Source organism: Mycolicibacterium setense (assembly GCF_000805385.1).
Classification (GTDB): Bacteria; Actinomycetota; Actinomycetes; order Mycobacteriales; family Mycobacteriaceae; genus Mycobacterium; species Mycobacterium setense.
On record NZ_JTJW01000008.1, the window covers coordinates 529,724 to 556,087 of the forward strand.

21 protein-coding genes are annotated in these 26,364 nt (G+C 66.3%); 3 read left to right on the forward strand and 18 right to left on the reverse strand.

Features of this window, described 5'->3' with window-relative positions:
• Positions 1-284 precede the first annotated feature (284 nt).
• The 8 genes from ndk to QQ25_RS20860 all read right to left on the reverse strand — a co-directional run bounded on the left by ndk (position 285) and on the right by QQ25_RS20860 (position 10,051).
• Positions 285-707 (reverse strand): nucleoside-diphosphate kinase, encoded by a 423-nt coding sequence (ndk, locus tag QQ25_RS20825; RefSeq protein WP_029109726.1) that lies wholly within the window; start codon positions 705-707, stop codon positions 285-287.
• Between the two features lie 84 nt (positions 708-791).
• Entirely contained in the window at positions 792-1,130 is a 339-nt protein-coding gene (locus tag QQ25_RS20830) for a DUF4233 domain-containing protein (RefSeq protein WP_198530845.1), read from the reverse strand.
• A gap of 77 nt (positions 1,131-1,207) precedes the next feature.
• Entirely contained in the window at positions 1,208-2,626 is a 1,419-nt protein-coding gene (gene folC, locus QQ25_RS20835) for a bifunctional tetrahydrofolate synthase/dihydrofolate synthase (RefSeq protein WP_039322240.1), read from the reverse strand.
• A gap of 7 nt (positions 2,627-2,633) precedes the next feature.
• Entirely contained in the window at positions 2,634-5,288 is a 2,655-nt protein-coding gene (locus tag QQ25_RS20840) for a valine--tRNA ligase (RefSeq protein WP_039380760.1), read from the reverse strand.
• Positions 5,289-5,398: 110 nt separating this feature from the next.
• The gene (locus QQ25_RS20845; RefSeq protein ID WP_039322244.1) at positions 5,399-6,019 is read right to left on the reverse strand and encodes a DUF937 domain-containing protein; all 621 of its coding nucleotides are present in this window, start codon (positions 6,017-6,019) and stop codon (positions 5,399-5,401) included.
• A gap of 115 nt (positions 6,020-6,134) precedes the next feature.
• A complete protein-coding gene (locus QQ25_RS20850; RefSeq protein ID WP_039322246.1) occupies positions 6,135-7,385 on the reverse strand; it encodes a saccharopine dehydrogenase family protein in 1,251 nt (416 codons plus the stop codon).
• Between the two features lie 10 nt (positions 7,386-7,395).
• Entirely contained in the window at positions 7,396-9,363 is a 1,968-nt protein-coding gene (locus tag QQ25_RS20855) for a S9 family peptidase (RefSeq protein WP_039322248.1), read from the reverse strand.
• A 76-nt stretch (positions 9,364-9,439) separates the two neighbouring features.
• Positions 9,440-10,051 (reverse strand): hypothetical protein, encoded by a 612-nt coding sequence (locus tag QQ25_RS20860; RefSeq protein ID WP_039322251.1) that lies wholly within the window; start codon positions 10,049-10,051, stop codon positions 9,440-9,442.
• Between the two features lie 135 nt (positions 10,052-10,186).
• Here QQ25_RS20860 and QQ25_RS20865 point away from each other — a divergent pair, with 135 nt between their 5' ends.
• Positions 10,187-11,335, forward strand: a complete 1,149-nt coding sequence (locus QQ25_RS20865) for an FAD-dependent oxidoreductase (protein WP_039380761.1) — start codon at positions 10,187-10,189, stop codon at positions 11,333-11,335.
• A gap of 2 nt (positions 11,336-11,337) precedes the next feature.
• On the opposite strand, the gene QQ25_RS20870 is transcribed toward QQ25_RS20865, so the two are convergent.
• The 6 genes from QQ25_RS20870 to QQ25_RS20895 all read right to left on the reverse strand — a co-directional run bounded on the left by QQ25_RS20870 (position 11,338) and on the right by QQ25_RS20895 (position 18,180).
• Positions 11,338-11,811 carry a transglycosylase family protein gene (locus QQ25_RS20870; RefSeq protein ID WP_101906115.1) on the reverse strand — a complete coding sequence of 158 codons (474 nt, stop codon included), beginning with the start codon at positions 11,809-11,811 and terminating at the stop codon, positions 11,338-11,340.
• Between the two features lie 228 nt (positions 11,812-12,039).
• On the reverse strand, positions 12,040-12,363 hold the full coding sequence (locus tag QQ25_RS20875) for a transglycosylase family protein (RefSeq protein ID WP_039322259.1): 324 nt from the start codon (positions 12,361-12,363) through the stop codon (positions 12,040-12,042).
• Positions 12,364-13,408: 1,045 nt separating this feature from the next.
• Positions 13,409-13,972, reverse strand: a complete 564-nt coding sequence (gene mobA / locus QQ25_RS20880; protein ID WP_101906116.1) for a molybdenum cofactor guanylyltransferase — start codon at positions 13,970-13,972, stop codon at positions 13,409-13,411.
• A 28-nt stretch (positions 13,973-14,000) separates the two neighbouring features.
• Positions 14,001-15,086, reverse strand: a complete 1,086-nt coding sequence (locus tag QQ25_RS20885; RefSeq protein WP_039380763.1) for a 2-oxoacid:ferredoxin oxidoreductase subunit beta — start codon at positions 15,084-15,086, stop codon at positions 14,001-14,003.
• Entirely contained in the window at positions 15,083-17,029 is a 1,947-nt protein-coding gene (locus QQ25_RS20890; RefSeq protein WP_039322264.1) for a 2-oxoacid:acceptor oxidoreductase subunit alpha, read from the reverse strand. Before QQ25_RS20890 ends, QQ25_RS20885 begins: the two co-directional genes overlap by 4 nt.
• A gap of 341 nt (positions 17,030-17,370) precedes the next feature.
• Complete coding sequence (locus QQ25_RS20895) at positions 17,371-18,180, reverse strand: PfkB family carbohydrate kinase (RefSeq protein ID WP_039380764.1); 810 nt, start codon at positions 18,178-18,180, stop codon at positions 17,371-17,373.
• A 498-nt stretch (positions 18,181-18,678) separates the two neighbouring features.
• Here QQ25_RS20895 and QQ25_RS20905 point away from each other — a divergent pair, with 498 nt between their 5' ends.
• Together QQ25_RS20905 and fdhD are read left to right on the forward strand one after the other, a co-directional pair.
• Positions 18,679-20,970 carry an FdhF/YdeP family oxidoreductase gene (locus QQ25_RS20905; protein ID WP_039380767.1) on the forward strand — a complete coding sequence of 764 codons (2,292 nt, stop codon included), beginning with the start codon at positions 18,679-18,681 and terminating at the stop codon, positions 20,968-20,970.
• Entirely contained in the window at positions 20,970-21,794 is an 825-nt protein-coding gene (gene fdhD, locus QQ25_RS20910; protein ID WP_039322270.1) for a formate dehydrogenase accessory sulfurtransferase FdhD, read from the forward strand. Before QQ25_RS20905 ends, fdhD begins: the two co-directional genes overlap by 1 nt.
• Before the next feature lie 102 nt (positions 21,795-21,896).
• Here fdhD and clpX read toward each other — a convergent pair whose 3' ends face one another.
• From clpX to tig, 4 genes are all read right to left on the reverse strand, one after another.
• A complete protein-coding gene (clpX, locus tag QQ25_RS20915) occupies positions 21,897-23,177 on the reverse strand; it encodes an ATP-dependent Clp protease ATP-binding subunit ClpX (RefSeq protein ID WP_039322273.1) in 1,281 nt (426 codons plus the stop codon).
• A gap of 417 nt (positions 23,178-23,594) precedes the next feature.
• Positions 23,595-24,254 (reverse strand): ATP-dependent CLP protease proteolytic subunit ClpP2, encoded by a 660-nt coding sequence (gene clpP2 / locus QQ25_RS20920; RefSeq protein ID WP_039322274.1) that lies wholly within the window; start codon positions 24,252-24,254, stop codon positions 23,595-23,597.
• Positions 24,251-24,853 (reverse strand): ATP-dependent Clp protease proteolytic subunit, encoded by a 603-nt coding sequence (locus tag QQ25_RS20925; protein ID WP_039322277.1) that lies wholly within the window; start codon positions 24,851-24,853, stop codon positions 24,251-24,253. Before QQ25_RS20925 ends, clpP2 begins: the two co-directional genes overlap by 4 nt.
• Positions 24,854-24,974: 121 nt before the next feature.
• Positions 24,975-26,351 carry a trigger factor gene (tig, locus tag QQ25_RS20930; RefSeq protein WP_039380769.1) on the reverse strand — a complete coding sequence of 459 codons (1,377 nt, stop codon included), beginning with the start codon at positions 26,349-26,351 and terminating at the stop codon, positions 24,975-24,977.
• Positions 26,352-26,364: the final 13 nt, after the last annotated feature.

Genomic DNA, 26,364 nt, shown 5'->3' on the forward strand with positions numbered 1-26,364 from the left:
TCTCCTCAAGCCCCCGGGCGCGTCTAAACGACGCGGCCACGCGAGGGCTTCCGCTATTGGCCCGGGCACTTTCCCCGGACTTGTTGTGGTCTCGCTCCGGGCGGTTCGCTACGGAACCCACCCGGTGCCTGGCTGAATGATGGCTGGACGGCCCGCGCCGCACCGGATTGCGGTGGTCGCGCTCGTCGAAGTCTTCATTCGGGTGTTCAGCCTCGGTTGAGGCCGGCTACCCGCACCCAGTATCCCACATCACTGACGCGGTACTGACCAGACTGCGAGAAGGTTTATCGAGAAGAGGCTTCGCCAGGGAACCACAGGGCGATCTCGCGAGCCGCCGACTCGGGCGAGTCGGATCCGTGCACGAGGTTGTCCTGTGTGACAAGCGCCAGGTCACCACGGATGGTGCCGGGCACAGCCTTCTCCACCGGGTCGGTGCCTCCGGCGATCTGCCGGAACGCCGCGATGGCGCGCGGGCCTTCCACGATGGCGGCGACCACGGGTCCGGAGGTGATGAACTCCAGCAGCGAATCGAAGAACGGCTTGCCGTCATGCTCGGCGTAGTGCTGCCGGGCCAGCTCTTCGCTGACGTTCTTGAGTTCGAGCGCCGCCAGGGTCAGGCCCTTGCGCTCGATCCGGCCGAGGATCTCCCCGACCAGGTGGCGCTGCACGCCGTCGGGCTTGATCAACACAAGGGTCTGCTCAGTCACGGCTGAGAGCGTACCGGTCGGTAACAGCACCGCGCGATGGCGGTCCCCCCACAGCGCCTGCGACGTGAGCGGGCTACCGCCCAGCTATTCGCCTGCCGCTTGCTGCCCCGGCAGCAGGCCACGATCCTGCCGGCGTTTGACCTCGCGGCGCAGGTACACGATCAGTAGCCAGACCACGGCGAAGATGACGCCGATGAAACCGATCGCCCCATGGATGACCGCACCGGCGATCACGACCAATTGGATGCCCAGGTTCGCCCAGATGGCCCAGGGCCGGCCCTGCAGCCCCGACATCAGGATCAACACGATGGCCAGTCCGACGACGAACCCGCCCGACGTCCAGGTCAGGCCGGCAGCGCTGGTGGCCACCACCGGAAGGGCCAGCAGCACGACGATCGCTTCCAGGATCAGTGTCCCGGCCATCACCCCGCGGAAGCTCTTCCACGGGTCCGGCGGTGCCGGCTTGTCGTTCGGCGTCTGGTCACCAGAGGTCTGATCGCTCACTGCGGGTCCCGTCCGAACAGGGTCCGGGCCGCGCCGGCGGTCACCACCGAACCGGTGATCACCATGCCTGCCCCGGACAGTCCTTCGTCTTCCCCGGATTCTTCGACCAGGGCGGTGGCGGTTTCGATGGCATCAGGCAGCGTCATGGCGGTGATCACCCGATCCTGTCCGAAGCGCTCCTCGGCGAGCGAGGCCAGCGTTTCGACCTCCATCGCACGGGGTGAACCGTTGTGGGTCACCACGATCTGGTCGAACACAGGCTCCAGCGCGTTGAGGATGCCTCCGACGTCCTTGTCCCCCATCACCGACACCACCCCGACCAAAAAGCGGAAGTCGAACTCCTGCTGCAGAGTCTGCGCCAATGCCGCGGCACCGGCGGGATTGTGCGCCGCGTCGATGAAAACCGTTGGTGCGCTACGCATCCGTTCCATACGGCCGGGGCTCTGCACCGACGCGAAGCCGGCCCGAACCGCATCTACGTCCAGCTGGCGGTCCGCACCCGCACCGAAGAACGCCTCGACCGCCGCCAACGCGAGCACTGCGTTGTGGGCCTGATGCTCGCCGTGCAGCGGCAGGAAGATGTCCGAATACACACCGCCAAGGCCCTGCAACTCCAGCAACTGCCCGCCGATCGCGACCTGCCTGCTGAGCACCGCGAACTCGGAATCCTCACGGGCCACGGCCGCATCGGCGCGCACCGCCTCTTCCAGCAGCACCTCCATGGCCTCGGGAACCTGCTTGCCGATGACGGCAACGGTGGAGGTGTCCACTTCCAGAGGCACCGGGTCTTCGGGTTGGCGGGTGATGATGCCGGCCTTCTCCCCCGCGATCGCGGAGATGGTGTCCCCCAGGTAGTCGGTGTGGTCGATGCCGATCGGGGTGATCACCGCGACCGGGGCGTTGACGACGTTGGTGGCATCCCAGCGCCCGCCCATCCCGACCTCGACGACCGCGACGTCGATGGGCGCGTCGGCGAAGGCCGCGAACGCCATCGCGGTGAGGACCTCGAACTTGCTCATCTTGGGGCCACCGGCAGCTTCGGACTGCTGGTCCACCAGTTGCACGAACGGTTCGACCTCGGTGTAGGTGTTCACGTATTGCGCTGGGGTGATGGGCTTTCCGTCGATCGATATGCGTTCGACCGCGGACTGCAGATGGGGGCTGGTGGTGCGCCCGGTGCGCCGGTGCAGCGCGATCAGCAGCGCGTCGATGATGCGCGCCACCGACGTCTTGCCATTGGTTCCGGCGACATGGATCGACGGGTAGGCCCGCTGCGGTGATCCCAGCAGCTCCAGCAGGGCGGCGATACGCGCCGTGCTGGGATCCAGCTTGGTCTCGGGCCATCGCTGATCGAGCAGATGCTCGACCTGCAGGAGGGCGGCGATCTCGTCCGGGGAAGGAATCGGGTCGGTCACCGGATCCTCATTCGGCCAGCCCTGCCAGGCGCGCGGTGATCCGCTCGACCTCTTCGCCGGCCAGCTGCTGACGGCCCCGGATCTTGTCGACGACGTTCTCCGGCGCCTTGGACAGGAACGCCTCGTTACCGAGCTTGGCCGTGGTGGTCGCCAGTTCCTTCTGCGCGGCGGCCAGATCTTTCTCCAGCCGCCGGCGCTCAGCCGCGACGTCGACGGTGCCCGAGGTGTCCACCTCGACGAGCACCGTGGCCTGCGTCAGGCGCACCTCGACCGAGGCCGACGGGGTGAACCCGTCAGCGGTATCGGTCAGCCAGGCCAGCGCGGTGACGGCGGGCAGTTGCTCGGTCAGGCCCGCTTCGGCAATGGCCGACAGCCGCGCCGGGACCCGCTGCCGGTCGGCCAGACCCTGGTCGCTGCGGAAGCGGCGCACCTCGGTGATCAGCTTCTGCATGTCGGCAACATGTTGTGCGGCAACGGGATCCAGCGCCAAACCCGTAGCCTGCGGCCACTGCGCGATGACGATCGACTCACCGTCGGTGAGCGTCTTCCACAACGTCTCGGTGACGAAGGGCATCACGGGATGCAGCAGCTTGAGCAGCGCGTCGAGTACGGCCGCCAGCACCGCAGTCGTATGGGCGACGCCGTCATTCAGCTGGACCTTGGCCAACTCGACGTACCAGTCGCAGAACTCGTCCCACGCGAAGTGGTACAGCGATTCGCAGGCCCGGCTGAACTCGTAGCTGTCGAGCGCGGCATCCACCTCTGCGCGGACCTCTTCGAGCCGACCCAGAATCCAGCGATCGGCGTCGGTCAGCTCGGCGACCTCGGGCAGCGGAGCCGGAGCCGCACCGTTCATCAGCGCGAAGCGGGTCGCGTTGAACAGCTTGGTCGCGAAGTTTCGCGAGGCCCTGGCGTGGTCCTCGCCGATGGACAGGTCACCGCCGGGGCTCGCTCCGCGGGCCAGGGTGAACCGCAGGGCGTCCGCCCCGAACTTCTCCACCCAGTCCAGCGGGTCGATGCCGTTGCCCCGCGACTTGCTCATCTTGCGGCCGAACTCGTCACGGATCAGACCGTGCAGGAAAACGTTTTTGAAAGGAACCTGCGGGCCCCGTGCGCCATCGAACGTGATGGCCGGGTCATCGCCCACGAAGGTGCCGAACATCATCATCCGCGCCACCCAGAAGAACAGGATGTCGTAGCCGGTGACGAGCACCGAGGTCGGATAGAACTTGGCCAGATCGGGCGTGTGGTCGGGCCAGCCCATGGTGGAGAACGGCCACAACGCCGAGGAGAACCAGGTATCGAGCACGTCGGGGTCCTGCTCCCAGCCCGCCGGCGGGGTCTCGTCGGGGCCGACGCACACCGTCTCGCCGTTGGGCCCGTGCCAGATCGGGATGCGGTGGCCCCACCACAGCTGCCGCGAAATGCACCAGTCGTGCATGTTGTCCACCCAGGCGAACCAGCGCGGCTCCAGGCTCGGCGGGTGAATCACGGTGTCGCCGTTGCGCACCGCATCACCGGCCGCCTTGGCCAGGCCGTCCACCTTGACCCACCACTGCAGCGACAGCCGCGGCTCGATGGGCTCGCCGCTGCGCTCGGAGTGTCCGACGCTGTGCAGGTAGGGACGCTTCTCCTCGACGATCCGGCCTTGTTCGGCCAGTGCTTCGCGCACCTTGACCCGGGCCTCGAACCGGTCCATGCCGTCGAATTGGGTTCCGGTGTCGGCGATCCTGCCCTTGGCATCCATGATCGTGGGCATCGGCAGCTGGTGACGCAGCCCGATCTCGAAGTCGTTCGGGTCGTGGGCGGGGGTGACTTTGACTGCGCCGGTACCGAATTCGGGGTCGACGTGCGTGTCGGCCACAATGATCATCCCGTGTTCGACGAACGGGTGCGGCAGGGTCGTCCCGACCAGGTGGCGGTAACGCTCGTCGTCGGGGTGGACCGCGATCGCGGTGTCACCGAGCATGGTCTCGACCCGGGTGGTGGCCACGATGATGTGGGGCTCGTCATCGTTCATCGAGCCGTAGCGGAACGAGACCAGCTCCCCCTCGACGTCTTCGTATTTGACCTCGAGATCGCTGATCGCGGTCTCCAGCACGGGCGACCAGTTGACCAGCCGCTCGGCCTGATAGATCAGCCCGGCGTCGAACAGGCGCTTGAAGATGGTGCGGACCGCGCGCGACAGGCCCTCGTCCATGGTGAAGCGGTCGCGGCTCCAGTCCACGCCGTCACCGAGGCGGCGCATCTGCCCGCCGATGGTGCCGCCGGATTCGCGCTTCCAGTCCCAGACCTTCTCGACGAACAGCTCGCGGCCGAAGTCTTCCTTGGTCTTGCCGTCGACGGCCAGCTGCTTTTCCACCACGGTCTGGGTGGCGATGCCGGCGTGGTCCATGCCGGGCAGCCACAGCACCTCGAAGCCCTGCATACGGTTGCGCCGGGTGAGGGCGTCCATGAGTGTGTGGTCGAGCGCGTGGCCCATGTGCAGGCTGCCGGTCACATTGGGCGGCGGCAGCACGATCGAATAGGGCGGCTTTTCGCTGGCCGGATCGGCGGTGAAGTAGCCGGCATCCACCCAGCCCTGGTACAGGTCGGCCTCTACCGCAGCGGGATCCCAGGATTTGGGGAGGGCATCGGCACGATTGTCTGGGCTGGGGGTCACCGAGCCATTCTAAGAAGGACGTGGACGAATACGCGAAAGCCCCCGATGCCCGGTGCGTTCGCTGGGCGTCGGAGGCTGCCGGAGGCCGTCGCGCACGGCCTGGGATACCGCTACTTCTTGCCGCCGAGCAAGCCGCCCAGGATCTCCCCGATGGCGTTGCCCTGGCCACCGCCGCCGCCGAGCACGCTGCCGAGGATGCTGCCCAGCGGGTTGTTGGCGGCCGCACCGCCACCGGATGCGCCGCCCAGGATGCTGCCGAGGATGTCCCCGAGCCCGCCGCCCCCGGAAGCCTGCGCCTGGGCCTCGCCCGCGGGCGCGGCGTTCTTCTGGGCAAACTGCTTGCCGATGTAGGCGAGCACGATCGGCGCCAGGATCGGCAGCAGCTGCTTGATCAGGTTGCTGCCACCGGCGCCGGTACCCGCCAACGCCGACGCGACCTGGTTGCTGTCGTTGCCGCCGAAGATCTTGGACACCATCTGGTTGCCCTCGTTGGCATCGACCTGATCGACGCTCACCCCACCGTCCAGCAGGCCGCTGGCGCCCTGCGCGGTGACGGTCGACTCAAGATCGCTCGAGTCGATGGTGTCAGCCTGTACGTTCTCCGCCACACCGCCGACCAGTGCAGGCACCAGGGTCTTGATGGCGGCGTTCACCTCGCCTTCGTCTGCGCCGAGCTTGCTGGCGATATCCGCCACCGGGATCTGCGCGAAAAGTTCGTCGAGACCGGCCATTGTTCATCCCACCTTCGTTGCTGGCGTACTGAAAGTCCTCGGCAACGACACTAGTCGAATGTGATCTTGTCCCACAGGTGTTCGACGCAGGCGGATCCATTCATGTTGCGCCGGCTCACCTCAGGGCGGTCGTCCCCAGCGACACCCCGGCAGCCGGTAGCCGGGTCAGGAGCACGTCGCCCATGGCGGCCACCGGTGTCAGCACTCCACGCCGTTCCGACAACGCATCACGGTCGGTTGCCAGGGCGAGCCCGCACTCGCCGAGCAACACCGCCGTCGACTTGTATCCCGGATCGCCTTGCTGGGCCATGCTTGTCACGTAGCGGGCACCCGATGTCGTGGTGGTATAGGTCTCCACGCGGTAGTGGCCCCGCTCGCGGGCCCGCTCGCTGGGGCCGGTCCCCGGTTTGGGCGCCAACTTGGCGACCAGGCCGCCCGGCAGCCGGTTGAAGTAGCGCCCACCGATACCGAGTGTGAACGCGTTGGCTCCGGTCACCGCTGCTGCGGCCAAAGGCGCGACAGGCGAGCGCCCCAGACTCATCTGCTCGGCGTACTCGAAGCGGCGCCCATAGGCATAGCCCAGTAATGCATTGCTGCGCCGCACGATTCGAGTGTTCGGTGCCGCCATCGCAAACGCACCTGTCCAGTAGCCGGCGAGCTCGGGTGCGATCTCACCGCCGCGGCGCCACCGCACGTCGGGCTGAGCACCCAGTTCGGGCTCGGCCCCGCGGTCGGGGCTCAGGGTGTACGGGTCGTTCATCAGAGCCCGCGCTTCCGGATCCGACGACAGCGTGTCGAGCAATTCCAGCATCGAGGCCACGGTGCCGCCCGACACGCCACCGGCGAAACTGCGTACCACCAGGTTGGTGTCGCCCAACTCGCCCGTACCGTCGGCGAGGGCCCGCTTGTACAGCGCGTAGACCGTGAGATCGGATGGCACGGAATCGAATCCACACGAATGCACGATGCGCGCGCCAGTGTCGACCGCCTGCTTGTGGTGCAGGTCGATGCTGTCGCGGATGAACGTCGTCTCACCGGTCAGGTCGGCGTAGTCGGTGCCGGCGGCGGCGCAGGCGGCCACCAGCGGCATGCCGTAGCGGGCGTAGGGACCCACCGTGGTGACCACCACCTGCGTGCGCGCGGCCATCGCATCGAGAGAGTCCTGGGCCGTGGCGTCAGCTGTCACCAGCGGCCACGACTGTGCGGCGGGCCCCAATCCGTCGCGGATCGCCCGCAATCGTTCCTCGGAGCGGCCGGCCAGAGCTATCCGGGCCTGTCCCCCGGCCCTGGCCAGGTACTCGGCGGTCAGCTTTCCGGCGAAACCCGTGGCGCCGTACAGCACCAGATCAAACTCACGCTGCGTCACGATCTCGACGCTACCCGAGCAGTTCGGGCAGCTGTACGGGTTCGCCGCGCAGGTGATCCCCCAGGAACGCCGTGACCACCTGATACCAGATCTTGGCGTGCTGGGGAGACAACACCCAGTGGTTCTCCGTCGGGTAATACAGGAACCGGTGCGGGCTTTCGCCGTGCTCGTCGGCCGGTAGCCCCGAGTCGCTGAGCAGCTCGTACCACAGCCGAAGCGCCTCGCCGATCGGCACGCGATAGTCCTTGTCGCCGTGGATCACCAGCATGGGGGTGGCGATGTCAGCGACGAACCGGTGCGGGGAATTGCGCTGGGCCATCTCAGGTGTCATCTCGCGAGCCCACCAGTACGCGCCGTCGGTGGTGGGTCCGAACTGGTCGAGCGCCCACAGACTGGCATGCGTGACGATCGCGTCGAACCGGTCGGTGTGTCCGGCGATCCAGTTGGCCATGTAACCGCCGAACGATCCGCCCATCGCAGCGGTTCGTGAGGCATCGATGCGCGGATGCGCACAGGCGGCGTCGGTCGCGGCCATCAGGTCGGTGTAGGGATCGCCGCCCCAGGAACCCCAACCGCGTGCGATGAAGTCCTGACCGTAACCGGTCGACAGTCCCGGATCCGGCATCAGCACGGCATAGCCCTGCGCGGTGAGCAGCCACGGGTTCCACCGCCAGTGCCAGCTGTTCCAGCTGCCCAACGGCCCGCCGTGAATCCACAACACCAAAGGGGCCTGCCCATCGCCGGCGGGCAGGGTGAGCCAGGAACGGATCGGCGTGCCGTCGGCTGCGGGCGCGGTCATCTCGGTCAGCGTTCCGGGCAGTTCGGGTTTCTCGACGCAGGGCAACTCCGTGACAGTGCCGTCCGGATCGATCCGGACGGGATGAGGCGGCACGGCGTACGAGCTGCGCAGCGCATAGATGATCCCGCCGGGCGCCGGCCGGACATCGCCATAGGTGAAGTCGTCCTCGGTCAACCGGGTTACCGCACCGGATACCGGATCGACGGAGAAGATCGGTCCACGACCTCCGTCATCGGCCGTGACGATCAGCGCCGTCGAATCCGTCGTCCAGGCCACCGACGACGGCCAACGATCCCAGTCCGCGGTCAACTCCACCGGATCGTCACCGAACCGCATGCAGCACAGCGTGATCCGCGGCGGGGCGGTCGGTGACGAGTGGGTTTCCCGGGTGAAGGCCACGGCGCTGCAGTCCGGCGCGATCGCGGGGTGATCGAGATCCACTCCAGGCTCTTGGGCGATGGTGATGCGCTCACCGTTGGCCAGATCGATGCGCACGAGGGCCAACCGGACCCCCGCGCCCGGGCCGGGCACCCGCCACGACGTCACAACGAACCTGCCGTCGGCGCTGAGATCGAATGTCGTCTCACGCAAGGCCGCACCCGGGTCGGCGGTCAGATCCCGTCGCCCATCGGCATCGAAGAGGTGCGGCTGGTCCGGGCCGACGTCGTGATCCCAGTAACGCACCGGGTAGCCGGTATGCAGGATCGCCGACACTTTGCCGTCCTTGCGGGCCTCACGTCGCGCTTTGTCGTCATCGACTCCGGCCGACGAGGGCAGTAGCGGCGCCGTCACCACGACGGCATCGGCGGCCCGGGCGCTTGCCGCACCGGCCACCCCGCCGGGCATCGCCATCACCTCAGATGCCTCGCCGCCGGTGGCGGGTAGCCGCCACAGCGCCGCGGGCGGTTTGTCCTCGTCGGCACTCGGGCGCACCGCGAGGAACAACACGTCACCGCCGGCGGTGAACACGGGTGCGGACTCCCCTTTCACACCACGGGTCAGCCTGCGCGCGGGCATAATTCCGGCGGGGTCCAATTCCCATATGGCGCTGAGGAATTCGGTGCGCTTGTCGTCCAGTGTGCTCAGCGTCGTCACCACCCGGGACCCGTCGGGCGACACCGCCAGACCTGACACCCGAGGCACCGCGAGATAGTCGTCGAGATCGTCGAACACCGTCATGCTCCCCACCGTAACGGCGCGGCCCCGCACCGAACTCCGGTGCGGGGCCGCGGGCGGGTGGCCTGAACCTGCCGGTTCAGACCACCTCGGTGACCTTTCCGGTGGCGTCGGCCCGCACCTGCTTGCTACTGCGCTCGCCCTGGACGTTGATGAACATGATGATGTTCTCGTCGAAGGGGATGTTGCGCTTGATGCTCACCGTCCCAACCTTGCCGTCAGGTATTTCGCTTGCCGCGACGGCACCCTCGATGGCCGCGGCGATCGCACTGGTGGGCACGTCGGAGGTGGCGAACAGGTTCTGCTGCAGCGCCTCGGTGTCCTCGCCGTAGTCGATCGGACGGGATGGCGCGACCGCCCCCGACGTGTAGCTCCATTCGTTGAGCTCGGTCGGGGCCTTCGGGTCGACGGCCTCGACCTTGAGCACGCCGGGCGCGATGACGACGTCGACCACCTGCATCGGGTTGGCCCCGACTTTGTCCGCGATTGCCGCATAGGCGTTGTCGAGGCCCTCCGCGGTGAACAGGTTGCCCGATACCGCTTCGGTGATCTTCTCCGTGCCCGAACTCACCACTTTCTCGGCCGCGCCGGCGGCGGCATCCCTGAGCTCGGTGGCCTTCGAGCAACCGCTCAGTGCGGATACGGCCAAGGCTGCTGCGCCGAGCGCAACACCCAAGCGGGTGAGTTTCATCGGGGTCCTCTCCATCGTTGCATCCCGGCGATTCGGCACGGGAACCTGTGCAGACACTGTGCAGGCGCTGGAAGGCTACCGATCCCAACTCCGATCATGTGAGTCACCTCGCTCGTGGCCGGTTAGATTCGAGCGATGGCACAGAACGTCCTGGTCGTCGGCGCGGGCATCACCGGCCTGGCCACCGCAGTCGCATTGCAGCGCCAGGGGTTTGACGTCGCCGTCGTCGAAACCCGTCCGGACTCCACCACGGGCGCCGGCATCAGCATCTGGCCCAATGCCCTGGCCGCGCTCGACGAGATCGGGCTCGGCGACGCGGTGCGCGGTTCCGGCGGGCGGGTCACCGCGGGAGCCATGCGCTGGCGCGACGGCACTTGGCTGCGTCGCCCGGCGCCCGACCGGATGGTTCGCGCGCTCGGCGAACCACTGGTGGTGATCCGCCGAGCCGCGTTGACCGACATTCTCACCGCAGGGCTACGACCGAACACAGTCGAGTACGGCGTCGCGGTCCAGGCGCTCGACGTCCACGACGGTGGGGTGCGTGTGCGGTTGTCGGACGGAACCGTGCGAGAGCCCTCGGCCGTCATCGGCGCCGACGGTGTCGACTCCGTGGTGGCCCGTCACCTGAATGGACCCCTGCCCCGCCGGTACGCCGGGTACACGGCCTGGCGCGGAGTGGCCGAATGCACCATCGACCCCGAACTCTCGGGCGAGACCATGGGCGCCGGGATGGAAGCCGGGCATGTGCCGCTCGGTGCCGATCACACCTACTGGTTCGCCACTCAGCGCGCACCGCAGGGCCACACCAACCGCGAGGGGGAGCTGAGTCACCTGCAGCGAACCTTCGGCACCTGGGCGGAACCGATCCCGACGCTGCTGGCCACGACCGAACCCGATCAGATACTGCGAAACGATCTTTACGACCGGGCACCGGCTCGCTGCTGGGCGCGGGGACCTGTGGTGATCGCCGGGGACGCCGCGCACCCGATGCGCCCGCATCTGGGCCAGGGCGGCTGTCAGGGGCTGGAGGACGCCGCCACCCTGGCCGGCCTCGCCGTCCGAGAGCCGGATCTGTCCGCCGCTTTCGCCCGATTCTCCGCCATGCGCCGCAAGCGAGTCATGACCATCGTTCGGGAATCACAGTTGATCGGCCGGGTCGTGAATCTGCGGCCGGCGGTGCTCAGCGCTGCCGCCGCGCGGGCGACCGTCGTCGTTCCCGAGTACGTGTTGACCCGCCACCTGGCCTCGATCGCTGCCCGCGGCGCATTCGCCCCCGTGCGCTGAGCTCAGCGCGGCACGCCGAGTGCGGTAAGCGGATCGAGGAACGTCGTGCAAATCCGGCGTAGGTCGAAGATTCCGAGCACCGCGCCGGCACGCACGGCCTGGCAGCCGGTCGGAGCGCTGGGCGCCGCCCAGCCCGCCGGCATCCCGCCTTGAACCCCGCACTTGGGCCAGGCTCCGATGCCCTGGGTGGCCAGGACGTTCTCGGCCACCCTGATCTGTTCCTCGCGGGATGCGGTCGCAGGTGATCCGACGCCACCATGCGAGGCCCAGGTGGCGGGTTTGAACTGCAGACCGCCGTAGTGGCCGTTGCCGGTGTCTATCGACCAGTTCCCGCCCGATTCGCAATCGGCGATCGCGTCCCAGTTCACCGTGTCCGCACCGGCTGTTGGCGGCGCGGCAAACAGCGGTGCCAGCACGACACCCGCCGATATGGCAGTGAGCCAGAAAGCCCTGTTCAACGCCCTTCGTATGGTCATCTCGCGGCCCTTCCCCGACCTGTGACACCAGGACCGCTGCAGATGCCGATCACGTTCGTGCAACTGTGCGGTCACTAATGAGTTCGTGTGACCAACGTCACCCGTTACAGAAGAGGCCGAAGTTCTTTCGGAGGTTGCCGAGGCTGGAGTAACCGGAGGGCCTGCTGATGAAACAGAAGCGGTGCCGGGCATCGCCCGGCACCGCTCCGTATCAAGTTGTCGGCAGTGCTAGCCGCGCTTGCCGCACACCGGCCAGGCGCCGATGCCCTGGGAGCGCAGCACGTTCTCCGCGACCCGGATCTGCTCGGCACGCGAGGCCTGGTGAGGCGAACCCGAGCCGCCGTTGGCGCGCCAGGTGCCCAGGTTGAACTGCAGGCCACCGTAGTACCCGTTACCGGTGTTGATCGCCCAGTTGCCACCCGACTCGCAGGCGGCGACGGCGTCCCAGTTCACGCTGTCCGCATTGGCGGTACCGGCACCGAGTGCCACGGGAGCCACAGCGAGCGCTCCAGCAATGATGCCCAGCCCAAACGTCTTGCGGATGTTCTTCACTTCGTTCCTCTCGCCAAGCGCGCGCCATCGGCACCCGCCCAGGCGGGTGCTGCAGCCTGAATCCAGGCCGGAAGGGTTGGTTCGTGCCGTCTCGGTCAGGCACGAAAGGGAGGGCCACAGTGCCCGGCCCGGGTTTCAGACCCGGGCCCCCGCGGGCGTAATCGCCAACCGCGGCCCCACTCACACGCAGGTTCTTGGTGTTGAAATTGTTTGCTCCTGTGGAGACGCTTTGGACCGTACAAAGGTCTCGCAGAGAAGTCATCTCGATGTAGAAGCGATAGCGGAAAGATCACGGACAGATAACGAGGCGTTGAACGAAACGTTTGTGCAGGTCAGCGCTGGACCGGCGCCGTTACCGTTTCGTGATCAGCACAAACAATTCGTGATCGAGATCACGCCTTTTTTGTGAGCTGGCCCACTTGATTCGGAGTCGGCGGACGCGGCAGCGGCCCTCGGCAGGGACAAAAACGCTGGTAGATGCCATCGGCGAGTGTCATCACGCGTGCCGGGGCGCGAATCGGTTCGCTACACCCTCCGGCGGCCAGGTTTCATGCCCGCGTATCAAACATGCTGTTACACAACAGTTGTCGTGGATCGAGCCATTCTCCGGCGAGCCGGCCGGCCGGAGGTTGCCGACACCGGCGACCGCCCACGCACACGCAAATACGTTGGGCGCCAATCTCTTCCAGGCGCATGAATCGAATCGTCAGACACCCTGGCCAACTCCGTCTCCACGCCGCCGAATGCGGCGAGCGGGCCAAAGCGCGCGGTCAAAGTACTTTTGCCGGAAATCGCACGAAGTCGACACGGCCCCCAGCGAATAGTGCCGACCCTTCGACCAATCCGTGGGTCACCCAATGATCTTGAGTAGCAGTGATTTTCATGAACAACTACGTCACGCCTACCGCTGACGGTTCCCGAATTAGCACGGTGAACCCCAGCCTGAAAATGGTGAAATAATCGGCCAATTATTTCGAAACGATAAATTGGGTCCCACTTCGGCACTAATTCACAATTTGCTGTCGTTTCCACGACATATATCCGCTCACAACAGATCGGCTGCGGTGTTGACGTTGGTCAGCGCGCGCTGCGGGGCCATCACGATCCGTTGCGTGTCGACGGACTCGGCGAGTGCACGCATGCTGCGCCGGCCGTCGCGCACCAGGGCGGCGATCTTCTCCGTGAGCGCGCTGCGATAGATCCCGGCCAGATAGTGGTCCCTGCCGTCCCACGGCAGCACGATATCGGCAGGCAGCCGCTGGGCGGGGGCCGCCAGCGCGTCGATCAGGTCGGACGACAGGTACGGCATGTCCACCGCGCAGACGAAAGCGCGGTCCACGCCCGCCTCCGCAACGGCACGCAGCCCGCGACCGGTTGCCACCAGCGGACCGACACCACGCACCTCGTCGCGCAGGATCTGGGCGTTCAGTGCGGGCAGCGGCTGGCCGGGTGCGGCGATGACGAAAACCGGTGAGCAGCGCTCGCTCACCGCCGCGACCACGCGCTCGACCATCGTCGTGCCGTCAATTGGCAGCGTCGCCTTGTCGCGCCCCATACGGCGCGAAGCCCCGCCCGCCAGAACTACGGCGGCGAGCGGGGCTGTGCTCAGATCCTGTTGAGCGGCAGGTTCAGCGCGATTACTCCACGGTCCAGGTGTCTTTGCCACGCAGCAAGGATTGCAGAGCTGCGGTGTCATGGGGCTTTGATTCGATGGCCGTGTTGACCTGCTGGCGCGCGGCGTCGTCGTAGGTGGGGCGGCTGACCTTGCGGAAGATGCCCATCACCATGTGATCGAGGTTCTGCTCGCTCAACCGCGACAGGGCGAAAGCGTATGCCGGATCATCGATTTCGGCGTTGTGCACCACGATGTCGGCAGCCGCGACGTCGGCGGTCTTGGCGACCTCGAGGCCGTACCCGGACTTGACCACGCAGTACTCGCCGTCCGTGCCGAACTTGATCGGCTCACCGTGGCTGACGTTGATCAGCCGCTCCTCGGCGCCCTCCTTGCGCAGCGCGTCGAACGATCCGTCGTTGAAGATCGGGCAGTCCTGCATGATCTCCACCAGTGCTGCGCCACGGTGCTCGGCGGCACCACGCAACACCTCGGACAGGCCCTTGCGGTCAGAGTCCAGTGCCCGGCCGACGAACGTGGCCTCGGCACCCAGCGCCAGTGACACCGGGTTGAACGGGTAATCGAGCGAGCCCATCGGAGTCGACTTCGTGACCTTGCCGACCTCGGAGGTCGGCGAGTACTGGCCCTTGGTCAGGCCGTAGATCCGGTTGTTGAACAGCAGGATCGTGATGTTGATGTTGCGGCGCAGCGCGTGGATCAGGTGGTTACCACCGATCGACAGCGCGTCACCGTCACCGGTGACGACCCACACCGACAGGTCCGGACGTGCCAGCGCCAAGCCGGTGGCGATGGTCGGGGCGCGACCGTGGATCGAGTGGAAACCGTAGGTCTCCAGGTAGTACGGGAACCGGCTGGAGCAGCCGATGCCGCTCACGAACGCGATGTTCTCGCGCTTGAGGCCCAATTCCGGCAGGAAGTTGCGGATGGTGTTGAGGATGACGTAATCACCGCAACCCGGGCACCAGCGGACCTCCTGGTCACTGGTGAAGTCCTTGCCCTTCTGCGGTTGATCGGTCGTGGGCACCAGGGCGTTCTTGTTCAGCGGAGTCAGGCCCAGGTCTTGATGCTCTGTTCCGATCAGGTCAGTCATGCGTTCGCTCCCACACCGCTCGCCTCAACCTCAATGGTGGCCGCCGCCAACCGGGCGAACTTGGCCTTGTCGTTTTCCTTCTCACCGAGCGTGCCGTCCAGGGCCGCGTCGATGATGCCCTCGACCTCGTCGGCGAGGAAGGCCATGCCTTCCACCTTGGTCACCGACTGGATGTCGACCAGGTACCTGCCGCGCAGCAGCAGTGCCAGCTGGCCGAGGTTCATCTCCGGCACCACCACCTTCGGGTAGCGGCGCAGCACCTCCCCGAGGTTGGCCGGGAAGGGGTTGAGGTGACGCAGATGAGCCTGGGCCACCTTGATGCCCTTGCGCCGCGCCCGTCGGCATGCCTCGCCGATCGGTCCGTAGCTGCTGCCCCAGCCCAGCATCAACAGTTCGGCATCGCCGGTGGGGTCGTCGACCTCCAGGTCCGGCACCGTGATGCCGGCGATCTTCTCCTGGCGCAGCCGCACCATGAGGTCGTGGTTCTTGGGCTCGTACGAGATGTTGCCCGAACCGTTGGCGGCTTCGAGGCCACCGATCCGGTGCTCCAGACCCGGGGTGCCCGGCACCGCGAACTGGCGGGCCAGGGTCTCGGGGTCGCGCGCGTAAGGAGCGAACGGCTCGCCGGACTTGGCGAACTTGTGCTCGATCGGCGGGTAGGTGCTGATGTCCGGAATCTGCCAGGGCTCAGAGCCGTTGGCGACCGCACCGTCGGACAGGATGATGACCGGGGTGTGGTAATGGACGGCGATGCGCGAGGCTTCCACCGCGATGTCGAAGCAGTCCGACGGCGACTTCGGAGCCAGGATCGCCACCGGTGACTCGCCGTTGCGCCCGAACAGCGCCTGCAACAGGTCGGCCTGCTCGGTCTTGGTCGGCAGACCCGTCGAGGGCCCACCACGCTGCACATCGATGACGACCAGCGGCAGCTCCGTCATCACGGCAAGGCCGATCGCCTCGGACTTCAGGGACACGCCCGGGCCCGAGGTGCTGGTGACGCCGAGCGCACCGCCGTAGGAAGCGCCGATGGCCGCGCCGATGCCGGCGATCTCGTCCTCGGCCTGGAAGGTGAGGATGTTGAAGTTCTTGTGCTTGGACAGTTCGTGGAGGATGTCCGACGCCGGGGTGATCGGGTAGGTGCCCAGCACCACCTGGATCTGGGCCAGGTGTCCGGCGGCCACGATGCCGTAGGCGAGCGCGGTGTTGCCCGAGATCTGGCGGTACTCACCCGATTTCAGCTTGGCCGGCGACACCTCGTAAGTGGTCGCGAATGCCTCGGTGGTTTCGCCGTAGTTCCAGCCGGCCTTGAGCGCCAGTACATTGGCCTCCGCCACGTCGGGCTTACGCGAGAACTTCTCCCGGATGAAGGCCTCGCTGTGCTCGAGCTCGCGGCCGTACATCCAGGACAGCAGGCCGAGCGCGAACATGTTCTTGGCGCGCTGGCCGTCCTTCTTGGTGGCGCCGATCGCCTCGACGGCGCCCAGGGTCAGCGTCGTCATCGCGACGGACGTCACCACGTAGTCGGACAACGTGTCATCCTCTAGCGGATTGTTGTCGTATCCGACCTTGGCGAGGTTGCGCTTGGTGAACTCATCGGAGTTGGCGATGATCAGACCGCCGCGGGGCAGGTCCGAGACGTTGGCCTTCAGCGCCGCCGGGTTCATCGCCACGAGCACGTCGGGACGGTCACCGGCGGTGAGGATGTCGTAGTCGGCGATCTGGATCTGGAACGACGACACACCGGGCAGGGTGCCCTGTGGCGCGCGGATCTCCGCCGGGTAATTCGGCTGGGTCGCCAAGTCGTTGCCGAACAGCGCGGCTTCAGAAGTGAAGCGGTCACCGGTCAGCTGCATACCGTCGCCGGAATCGCCGGCGAAGCGGATGACGACCTTTTCGAGCTTCTGCCGCGGCGCGGCGCCATTGCCGTTGCCGTTCTCACCCACGGCTACCGCCTTTCACACGTTCTTTGACCACGTCTTTCCTGGCCGCTGTCGCGTGACGCGGCGCCGGATCGAACGTCCACCGAATTTTTATGTCACTACCAGTACCGATTATTGCACTGCTCTTAGGCTGCACTTCACCGCGCCGCCCCCCGACACGCGGGTGGGAACCCGGCGAAGGTGCTGTTCGCGGGCGTGAAGGAGCCCGGTTTGAGACAGAACTGTGGTTTTCGTCACGTTTAGGAGAATGTCATTCTCTAAGGAAAAAGCTACTGGCCGGTAGCTGCCTGCTAGCACTGGCAAGCACAAACTTGACACCTGTCGAGTGTAGACCCGGCCGGCGATCAACCGACACGTACCCGCTTGTCCAGCTCACGAGCCACGAGCGCACTGGCCGACTCCGCGGCGCCACGCGGGTCGTGGCCTGCCGCGCGGTGCGCGACATAGCAAGCGGTGAACATGTCCCCCGCCCCCGTGGTCTGCACATCAAGAACCCGCCAGGCAGCCGGCACCCGTTCCACCGCGCCCTCGGTATAGATGTCGCAGCCCTCCGAGCCGTAGGTCACAAGAATCTCGGTGACGCCGAGTCGCTCCGCCGTCGATGCGTCGAACGCGCCGTCGGCGACGATCACCGCCTCGTCCTCGGCAAGTTTGAGTATGTCGACGTTGGCCAGCAGGGCCGGCGGAAAGTGGCGGTCCTCGACCAGAGGCCCCAATCGGTCGGCCCGCACCAGCCCCTGGCCGTCATAGGCGATGCGATGTCCACGGGCCTTGAGCGCCGCCAGCGTCTCGGGTGGGAAATCGGTGCGCAACAGCGGAGCCAGGTGCACCCATGTCGTCGTCGGATCGGCAACTTCTATGTCGGCGGCTGTCCATACCGGGCCGATCGCCTGGACGCCCATGTGGCGGTGATCGGTGTCGTCATAGTCGAGACTGAACGAACTGGTCGAGTCCGCCGCCAAGACGTGCACCAGCGATCCGAAGCGCGCGCGCAACTCGTCGAACAGGGCGTGATCACGTTCGGCACCCATCGCGATGATCCGGCCCGGTCCGCCTGCGGCCTGCAGTGCCACCCCCGCGAACGACGCGCATCCCCCCGGACTCGGTGGCGCCCCATTGATGATGTCGATCGCGAGGTTGCCGAGCACGGTCACGCCGGGAGCTAACTCTCGTGGCATGGAAGAAGTGTCCCGGCCAGGGCGGTCACCGCGCTTCCCGGCCCCGGATATTCCCCGATCCAGCATCGAATTGTGACCCATGCCACATCGGTCCTCGATCATGGAATGTCTGGCGTCCCTTCCGCATTCAAACCACATAGGTAGCCAATGTTGTGATGAAGGGTGTTGCGAAATGCGCATGGATCCGAGAGCCAAACTCCTCCTCTGTACCACCGGCCTGGCAGCTGCCGCCGTCATGGCGCTCCTGGGTGTCCAGGCGATTCAGCCAAACGACGCACCCTCGATCTCTGTCCCCGCGGCCCAAACGACCATGCAATTCGGCGAGACCGTGACCCAGTCGGCACCGCCCTCACAACCCGACACACCTGCTGCCACGCCGCCGGTCAAGGCTCAACCAGCGCCGACCGCCGAGCCTGGCTAGGCACGCCCGCCAAGCGGCGCGTCCCTCGGTTTCGCGGAGACTAGATTGGGTTCATGACCAGCGCCAAGGACATCGACGCCGATTACAACGAGCACGACGTCGTCACCACCGGCGCTGAGGACGAAGCGGCCGGGGTCAAGGCCGTGTTGGTCAGCATGCAGCGCGGCTTCGAACAGATGGGGCCGCTGCGTACGGCGGCGGCGCTCACCCGGCTGAACCAGCGGCACGGCTTCGACTGTCCGGGGTGCGCCTGGCCCGAGGAGCACGGCGGACGCAAGCTGGCCGAGTTCTGCGAGAACGGCGCGAAGGCGGTGGCCGAGGAAGCCACCAAGCGCGTGGTCACGCCGGAGTTCTTCGCCCGCCACACCATCAGCGAGCTCGAGGCAAAACCCGAGTACTGGTTGTCCCAGCAGGGCCGGCTGACCCATCCGATGGTGCTCGCACCCGGCGAGGCGCATTACCGGCCCATCGAGTGGGCCGACGCCTACCGCCTGATCGCCGAACACCTCAACGCGCTGGCCTCGCCCGACGAAGCGCTGTTCTACACGTCCGGGCGCACCAGCAACGAGGCCGCATTCCTCTATCAGCTGCTGGTCCGCAGCTTCGGCACCAACAATCTGCCGGACTGCTCGAACATGTGCCACGAATCCTCGGGCACCGCACTGACCGAGTCGATCGGCATCGGCAAGGGCTCGGTCACCGTCGAGGATGTCACCGAGGCCGATCTCATCGTGATCGCCGGACAGAATCCGGGCACCAACCATCCCCGCATGCTCTCGGTGCTGGAAAAGGCAAAAGCCAACGGCGCCAAGATCGTTGCGATCAACCCGCTGCCGGAGGCCGGACTCATCCGGTTCAAGGACCCGCAGAAGGTGCGCGGCGTGGTCGGACACGGCGTCGCGATCGCCGACGAGTTCGTGCAGATCCGCATCGGCGGCGACATGGCGTTGTTCGCCGGACTGGGTCGGCTGCTGCTGGAGGCCGAAGACCGTGCCCCCGGCACCGTCGTGGACCACGAGTTCATCGCCGCCCACTGCGCAGGCTACGACGAGTACGCCGCCCAGACCCGCGCGGTCGATCTCGACACCGTGACCGAGGCCAGCGGCGTCGACCGGGCTCAATTGCAGCGGGTGGCCGACCTGCTGGCCGCCTCCGAGCGCACCGTGGTGTGCTGGGCGATGGGCCTGACCCAGCATCACCACGCGGTGGCCACCATCGGCGAGGCCACCAACCTGCTGCTTCTGCGCGGCATGATCGGCAAGCCCGGTGCCGGCGTGTGTCCGGTGCGCGGCCACTCCAACGTCCAGGGCGACCGGACCATGGGCATCTGGGAGAAGATGCCCGAGAGGTTCCTCGATGCGCTCGACGCCAAGTTCGGCATCGTCAGCCCGCGCAAGCACGGCTACGACACCGTCGATGCCATCCGCGCCATGCGCGACGGCCGGGCCAGTGTGTTCATCGGCATGGGCGGCAATTTCGTCTCGGCCACCCCCGACACCGAGGTCACCGAGGCCGCGCTGCGCAGTTGCGCTCTGACGGTGCAGATTTCGACGAAGCTCAACCGCAGTCACTTGGTGCACGGCCGGATGGCGCTGATCCTGCCGACTCTGGGCCGCACCGACCGCGACATCGTGAACGGACACAAACAGCAAGTGTCGGTTGAGGATTCGATGTCGATGGTCCACCTGTCGCGCGGCAGCCTGCACCCGCCCAGCGATCAGCTGCGCAGCGAGGTCGCCATCGTCTGCGAGCTGGCCCGCACCCTGCTCGGCCCCGACCACCCGGTGCCGTGGGAGAGCTTCGCGGCCGATTACGACCGCATCCGAGACGGGATCGCCGCGGTGGTGCCCGGCTGCGAGAACTACAACACGCGGGTGCGCCAACCGGACGGTTTCCAGCTGCCTCATCCGCCGCGTGATTCTCGCGAATTCCCCACCATGACAGGGAAAGCCAACTTCGCCGTGAACGCTCTGGAGTGGGTGCCGGTGCCCGAGGGCCGGCTGGTTTTGCAGACACTGCGCAGCCACGACCAGTACAACACCACGATCTACGGGCTGGACGACCGTTACCGCGGCGTCAAGGGCGGGCGCCGCGTCGTGTTCGTCAACCCGGCCGACATCGCGGCATTGGGTTTCACCGAGGGCGAGCGCGTGGACCTGGTGTCCGAATTCGAAGGACAGGAACGGCGCGCCAAGGACTTCCTGATCGTTCCGTACTCCACGCCGGCCGGCAACGCCGCCGCGTACTACCCGGAGACCAATCCCCTCGTACCGCTTGATCACACCGCCAAGAGATCGAACACCCCGGTGTCCAAGGCCGTCGTCATCCGTCTGGAGAGGGCCTAGTGGGCCGGGTGACCGCCCGTCGGCGCGCCCACCACCTGACCGGCGCCACGGCTGAGGCCCGCCCGGAAACCCTGGTGGTCGAGGAGCCGCTGGAGATCCGCGTCGACGGGACACCGATCACCGTCACGATGCGCACCCCCGGTGCCGATATCGAGCTGGCCCAAGGGTTTCTCCTGACCGAGGGTTTGATCGGACAACGCGAGGATCTGGTATCCGTGCGCTACTGCCGGGGAGCCGACGAGCAGGGAGTCAACACCTACAACGTGCTCGACGCGACCCTGGCCCCTGATGTGCCGAAGCCCGACGTCGACGTGACCCGTAACTTCTACACGACCTCGTCGTGCGGGGTGTGCGGCAAGGCCTCACTGGAGGCAGTGCGGTTGAGCAGCAAGCACGGTCCCGGCGATGACCCGTCGACGGTTCCGGCCGCGGTGCTCTCGACGATGCCCGGCCAACTGCGGGATGCGCAGAAAGTCTTCGCCAGCACCGGCGGTCTACACGCCGCAGCGCTCTTCACCGTCGACGGCGACATGCTTGTCGTCCGCGAGGACATCGGCCGACACAACGCCGTCGACAAGGTGATCGGGTGGGCGCTGGAGCACAACCGGATTCCCTCGACCGCCACGGTGCTTCTGGTCAGCGGCAGGGCCTCGTTCGAGCTCACGCAGAAGGCCGTGATGGCAGGCATCCCGATCCTGGCCGCGGTGTCGGCGCCGTCCTCGCTGGCCGTGGACCTGGCCAGTCAGTCCGGCCTGACCCTGGTGGCGTTCCTGCGTGGCGATTCGATGAACGTCTACACCCGCCCCGACCGCATCACCCGTTGAGAACTCCATCGAAATAGCACTCAGGGTCGTGACCCGGTTGGGATCACGACCCTGAGTGCTATTTCGGCGTCTGGCGGCGCGTTCCTCGCCGCTTGATCGTCGTCAGGCGGTCTTGTCGCGGCGCTCCGAGCGCGGCGGCTTACGCGGCACGATGGTCGGCAGCACGTTGTCCTGCACGGTCTCCTTGGTGACGACCACCTTGGCGACGTCGTCGCGGCTGGGGATGTCGTACATCACCGGCAGCAGGACTTCCTCCATGATGGCGCGCAGGCCACGGGCGCCGGTACCGCGGTGGATGGCCTGATCGGCGATCGCCTCCAGTGCCTCCTCCGTGAACTCCAGCTCCACGCCGTCCATCTCGAACAGGCGGACGTACTGCTTCACCAGAGCGTTCTTGGGCTCGGAGAGGATCTTGACCAAGGACTCCTTGTCCAGGTTGGTCACCGAGGCCACGACCGGCAGACGGCCGATGAACTCGGGGATCAGACCGAACTTGATCAGGTCTTCGGGCATGACCTCGGCGAAGTGGTCCTGGGTGTCGATCTCGGCCTTGGACCGCACCTCGGCGCCGAAGCCCAGACCGCGCTTGCCGACCCGGTCGGAGACGATCTTCTCCAGGCCTGCGAACGCACCAGCCACAATGAACAGCACGTTGGTCGTGTCGATCTGGATGAATTCCTGGTGGGGATGCTTGCGGCCGCCCTGCGGGGGCACCGAGGCCTGGGTACCTTCCAGGATCTTCAGCAGCGCCTGCTGCACGCCCTCGCCGGAGACATCCCGGGTGATCGACGGGTTCTCGCTCTTGCGGGCGATCTTGTCGACCTCGTCGATGTAGATGATGCCGGTCTCGGCGCGCTTGACGTCGTAGTCGGCGGCCTGGATCAGCTTGAGCAGGATGTTCTCGACGTCCTCGCCCACGTAGCCGGCCTCGGTCAGGGCGGTGGCATCGGCAATGGCGAACGGCACGTTGAGCATCTTGGCCAGCGTCTGGGCCAGGTAGGTCTTACCGCAGCCGGTGGGGCCGAGCATCAGAATGTTGGACTTCGTGAGCTCGACCGGCTCGGTACGCGAATCGCGGGACTTCTCCCCCGCCTGAATCCGCTTGTAATGGTTGTAGACGGCCACGGCCAGCGTCCGCTTCGCGGTGTCCTGACCGATGACGTAGCCCTCGAGGAAGTCCCGGATCTCCGCAGGCTTGGGCAGCTCGTCGAGCTTGACGTCGTCAGCGTCGGCGAGTTCCTCCTCGATGATCTCGTTGCACAGATCTATGCACTCGTCGCAGATGTACACGCCCGGACCGGCAATGAGCTTTTTGACCTGCTTTTGACTCTTGCCGCAGAACGAGCACTTCAGCAGGTCACCGCCGTCTCCAATGCGCGCCATGTGGGGGGGTCCTACTTCCTGTTAGCAGTCTGTCGATTCGCCAGTTGCTGGGTAAACCTCGGGCGTAAACCCGACGCTACCCGTTCGTTCCGTTGCGGTGCGACCGATAAGGCCGAATCGCCCCGGTGGTATTTGTTCGTGTGCAGGAGAACATATCTCTCCTTGCGGCCCGCCACCCGTCGGCACGCTGACTGTGACCCTGGCGTGTCGTTACGGATCGAGTACGAATGGCCGAGCGACCTGCTCCGTACCTGGCATGGACCGCGACCGACGATACCGAGATCGCGCGACGGCCGATGCCCACGCAGGTCAGCGCAATTTCCGTACTCCACCTGACGACGCACGCCCCGCGCCGGAGGTGACCGGGCAGGGCGTGTGTCATCGGGCTGGGCTTGCCAATCGGAGTGCGGGCCGTGGCTAGCTGCTCTGTGCGGACAGCTTGCGGTACTCCAGGACCGTGTCGATGATCCCGTAGTCCTTGGCCTCGGCAGCGGTCAGGATCTTGTCGCGGTCGGTGTCCTTGCGGATGACCTCGGGGTCCTTGCCGGTGTGGCGGGCCAGCGTGGTTTCCATCAGGGTGCGCATCCGCTCGATCTCGGCGGCCTGGATCTCCAGGTCCGAGAACTGGCCCTGGATCACCCCGGACAGCGACGGCTGGTGGATCAGCACCCGGGCGTTCGGCAGGGCCAGGCGCTTACCGGGGGTGCCGGCGGCCAGCAGCACCGCGGCGGCCGAGGCGGCCTGCCCCAGGCACACCGTCTGGATGTCGGCGCGCACGTACTGCATGGTGTCGTAGATCGCCATCAGCGAGGTGAACGAGCCACCGGGCGAGTTGATGTACATGGTGATGTCACGGTCGGGATCCAGTGACTCCAGCACGAGCAGCTGGGCCATGATGTCGTTGGCCGACGCGTCGTCAACCTGCACGCCGAGGAAGATGATGCGTTCCTCGAACAGCTTATTGTACGGGTTGGATTCCTTGACGCCGAAGCTCGAATGCTCGATGAACGACGGCAGGATGTAGCGGGCCTGCGGCTGGAGGCGGGCGTCCAATGACGGATGAGTGTGGTCGGTCATTTGTCTAGTCCTGCTCCCGGTCCGGTGCCGTTGACGTTGGCGCTGGTGATGATGTGGTCGACAAACCCGTATTCCAAGGCTTCCGGCGCGGTGAACCAGCGGTCGCGATCGGAGTCGGCCTCGATGCGCTCGATCGTCTGCCCCGTGAATTCGGCGTTGAGCCGGAACATTTCCTTCTTGATGACCGCAAACTGCTCGGCCTGGATGGCGATGTCCGCGGCGCTACCGGTGACACCACCCAGTGGCTGGTGCATCAGGATCCGGGCGTGCGGCAGCGCGAAACGCTTGCCCTTGGTGCCCGCCGCCAAGAGGAACTCACCCATCGAGGCCGCCATGCCCATCGCGTAGGTGGCGATGTCGCACGGAGCCAGGACCATCGTGTCGTAGATGGCCATACCGGCGCTGATCGAGCCGCCCGGCGAGTTGATGTAGAGGTGGATGTCCTTGGTCGGATCCTCCGCCGACAGCAACAGGATCTGCGCGCACAGCTTGTTGGCGATGTCGTCGTCCACTTGGGAACCCAGGAAGATGATCCGCTCGGCAAGCAAGCGCTCATAGACGGAGTCGACGAGGCTGAACCCGCTCCCGTTCGAACGCATGTCAGTCACGACTGGATACCTGCTTTCTTCTACGTCTTCGGTAAACGCGTTGGCACTACGACGACACTAACGAAACTGGGGCGGCACGCACTCCCGTACGGGGGCGCGTTCGCTCAGAGCGTCATTCGGCGGCGTCGGCGTCCTTTTCGGCGGACTCGTCGGCAGCCGCCTCGTCGGCCTGCTCACCCTCGGCCGGACCGAAGAACTCCGTGGTGTCGATCACGGTGCCGTCGGTGTCGGTCACGGTGGCGGCGTGCACCACAGCGGCGATCGTCAGGCCGCGCCGCACATCGGCGAACATGGCCGGCAGCTGGTTGTTCTGCTGCAGGATCTGGATCAGCTGCTGGGGCTCGATGCCGTACTGCCGCGACATCAGCACGAGGCGCTCGGTGAGGTCGTTCTGGCCGACCTGGATGTCGAGCTTGTCGGCAACGGCATCCATCAAAAGCTGGGTCTTGACGGCCTTTTCGGCGTTCGACTTGTTGTCGGCGTCGAATTCCTCACGGCTGCTTCCCTGTTCGGCCAGCTGCTCGGCGAACTTGTCCTCGTCGTGGTCGAGGCCGTGGATCGCGTTGTGCAGGGTGTCGTCGATCTGAGCCTGAACGATCTTCTCCGGCAACGGAACCTCGGTCTGCTCCAGCAGCGCCTCGATGGCCTTGTCGCGGATCTGCTCGGCCTGCTGCACGCTCTTGACCCGGCGCACCTGGTCGGTGAGGCTCTCCTTGAGCTCATCGATGGTGTCGAATTCGCTTGCCAGCTGGGCGAAGTCGTCATCAGCCTCGGGCAGCTCGCGCTCCTTGACCGACTTCACGGTCACCGTCACCTCGGCGTGCTCGCCCGCGGCCAGCTTGGTGGTGAAAACCTTGGACTCGCCGGCCTTCAGACCGGTGATCGCCTCGTCGAGGCCTTCGATCAGCTGTCCGGAACCGACCTCGTGCGACAGGCCCTCGGTGGCGGCCTCGGGCACCTCGGTGCCGTCGACGGTGGCCGACAGGTCGATCGAGACGAAGTCGCCTTCCTGCGCGCCACGCTCGACGCCGGTCAGGGTGCCGAAACGGGCCCGCAGCGACTGCAGTTCGGCATCGACCTCGTCATCGTCCACCTGGATCGGGTCGACGGTGATCTTGAGTGCGTCGAACTCAGGCAGGGTGATCTCGGGGCGCACATCGACCTCGGCGGTGAACGCCAACTCCTGGCCGTCCTCCAGCTTGGTCACCTCGATCTCGGGCTGACCCAGCGGCTTGACGTCGGAGGCCGTGACAGCCTCGCTGTAGCGGGCCGGCAGCGCGTCGTTGACGACCTGCTCCAGCACGGCGCCGCGACCGACCCGGGCCTCCAGCAACTTGCGCGGGGCCTTGCCCGGGCGGAAACCGGGCAGACGGACCTGCTGAGCGAGCGCCTTGAAGGCACGATCGAAATCGGGCTCAAGCTCGGTGAAGGGCACCTCCACATTGATGCGCACCCGGGTGGGGCTCAACTGCTCGACTGTGCTCTTCACTCTTCCTGCTCCT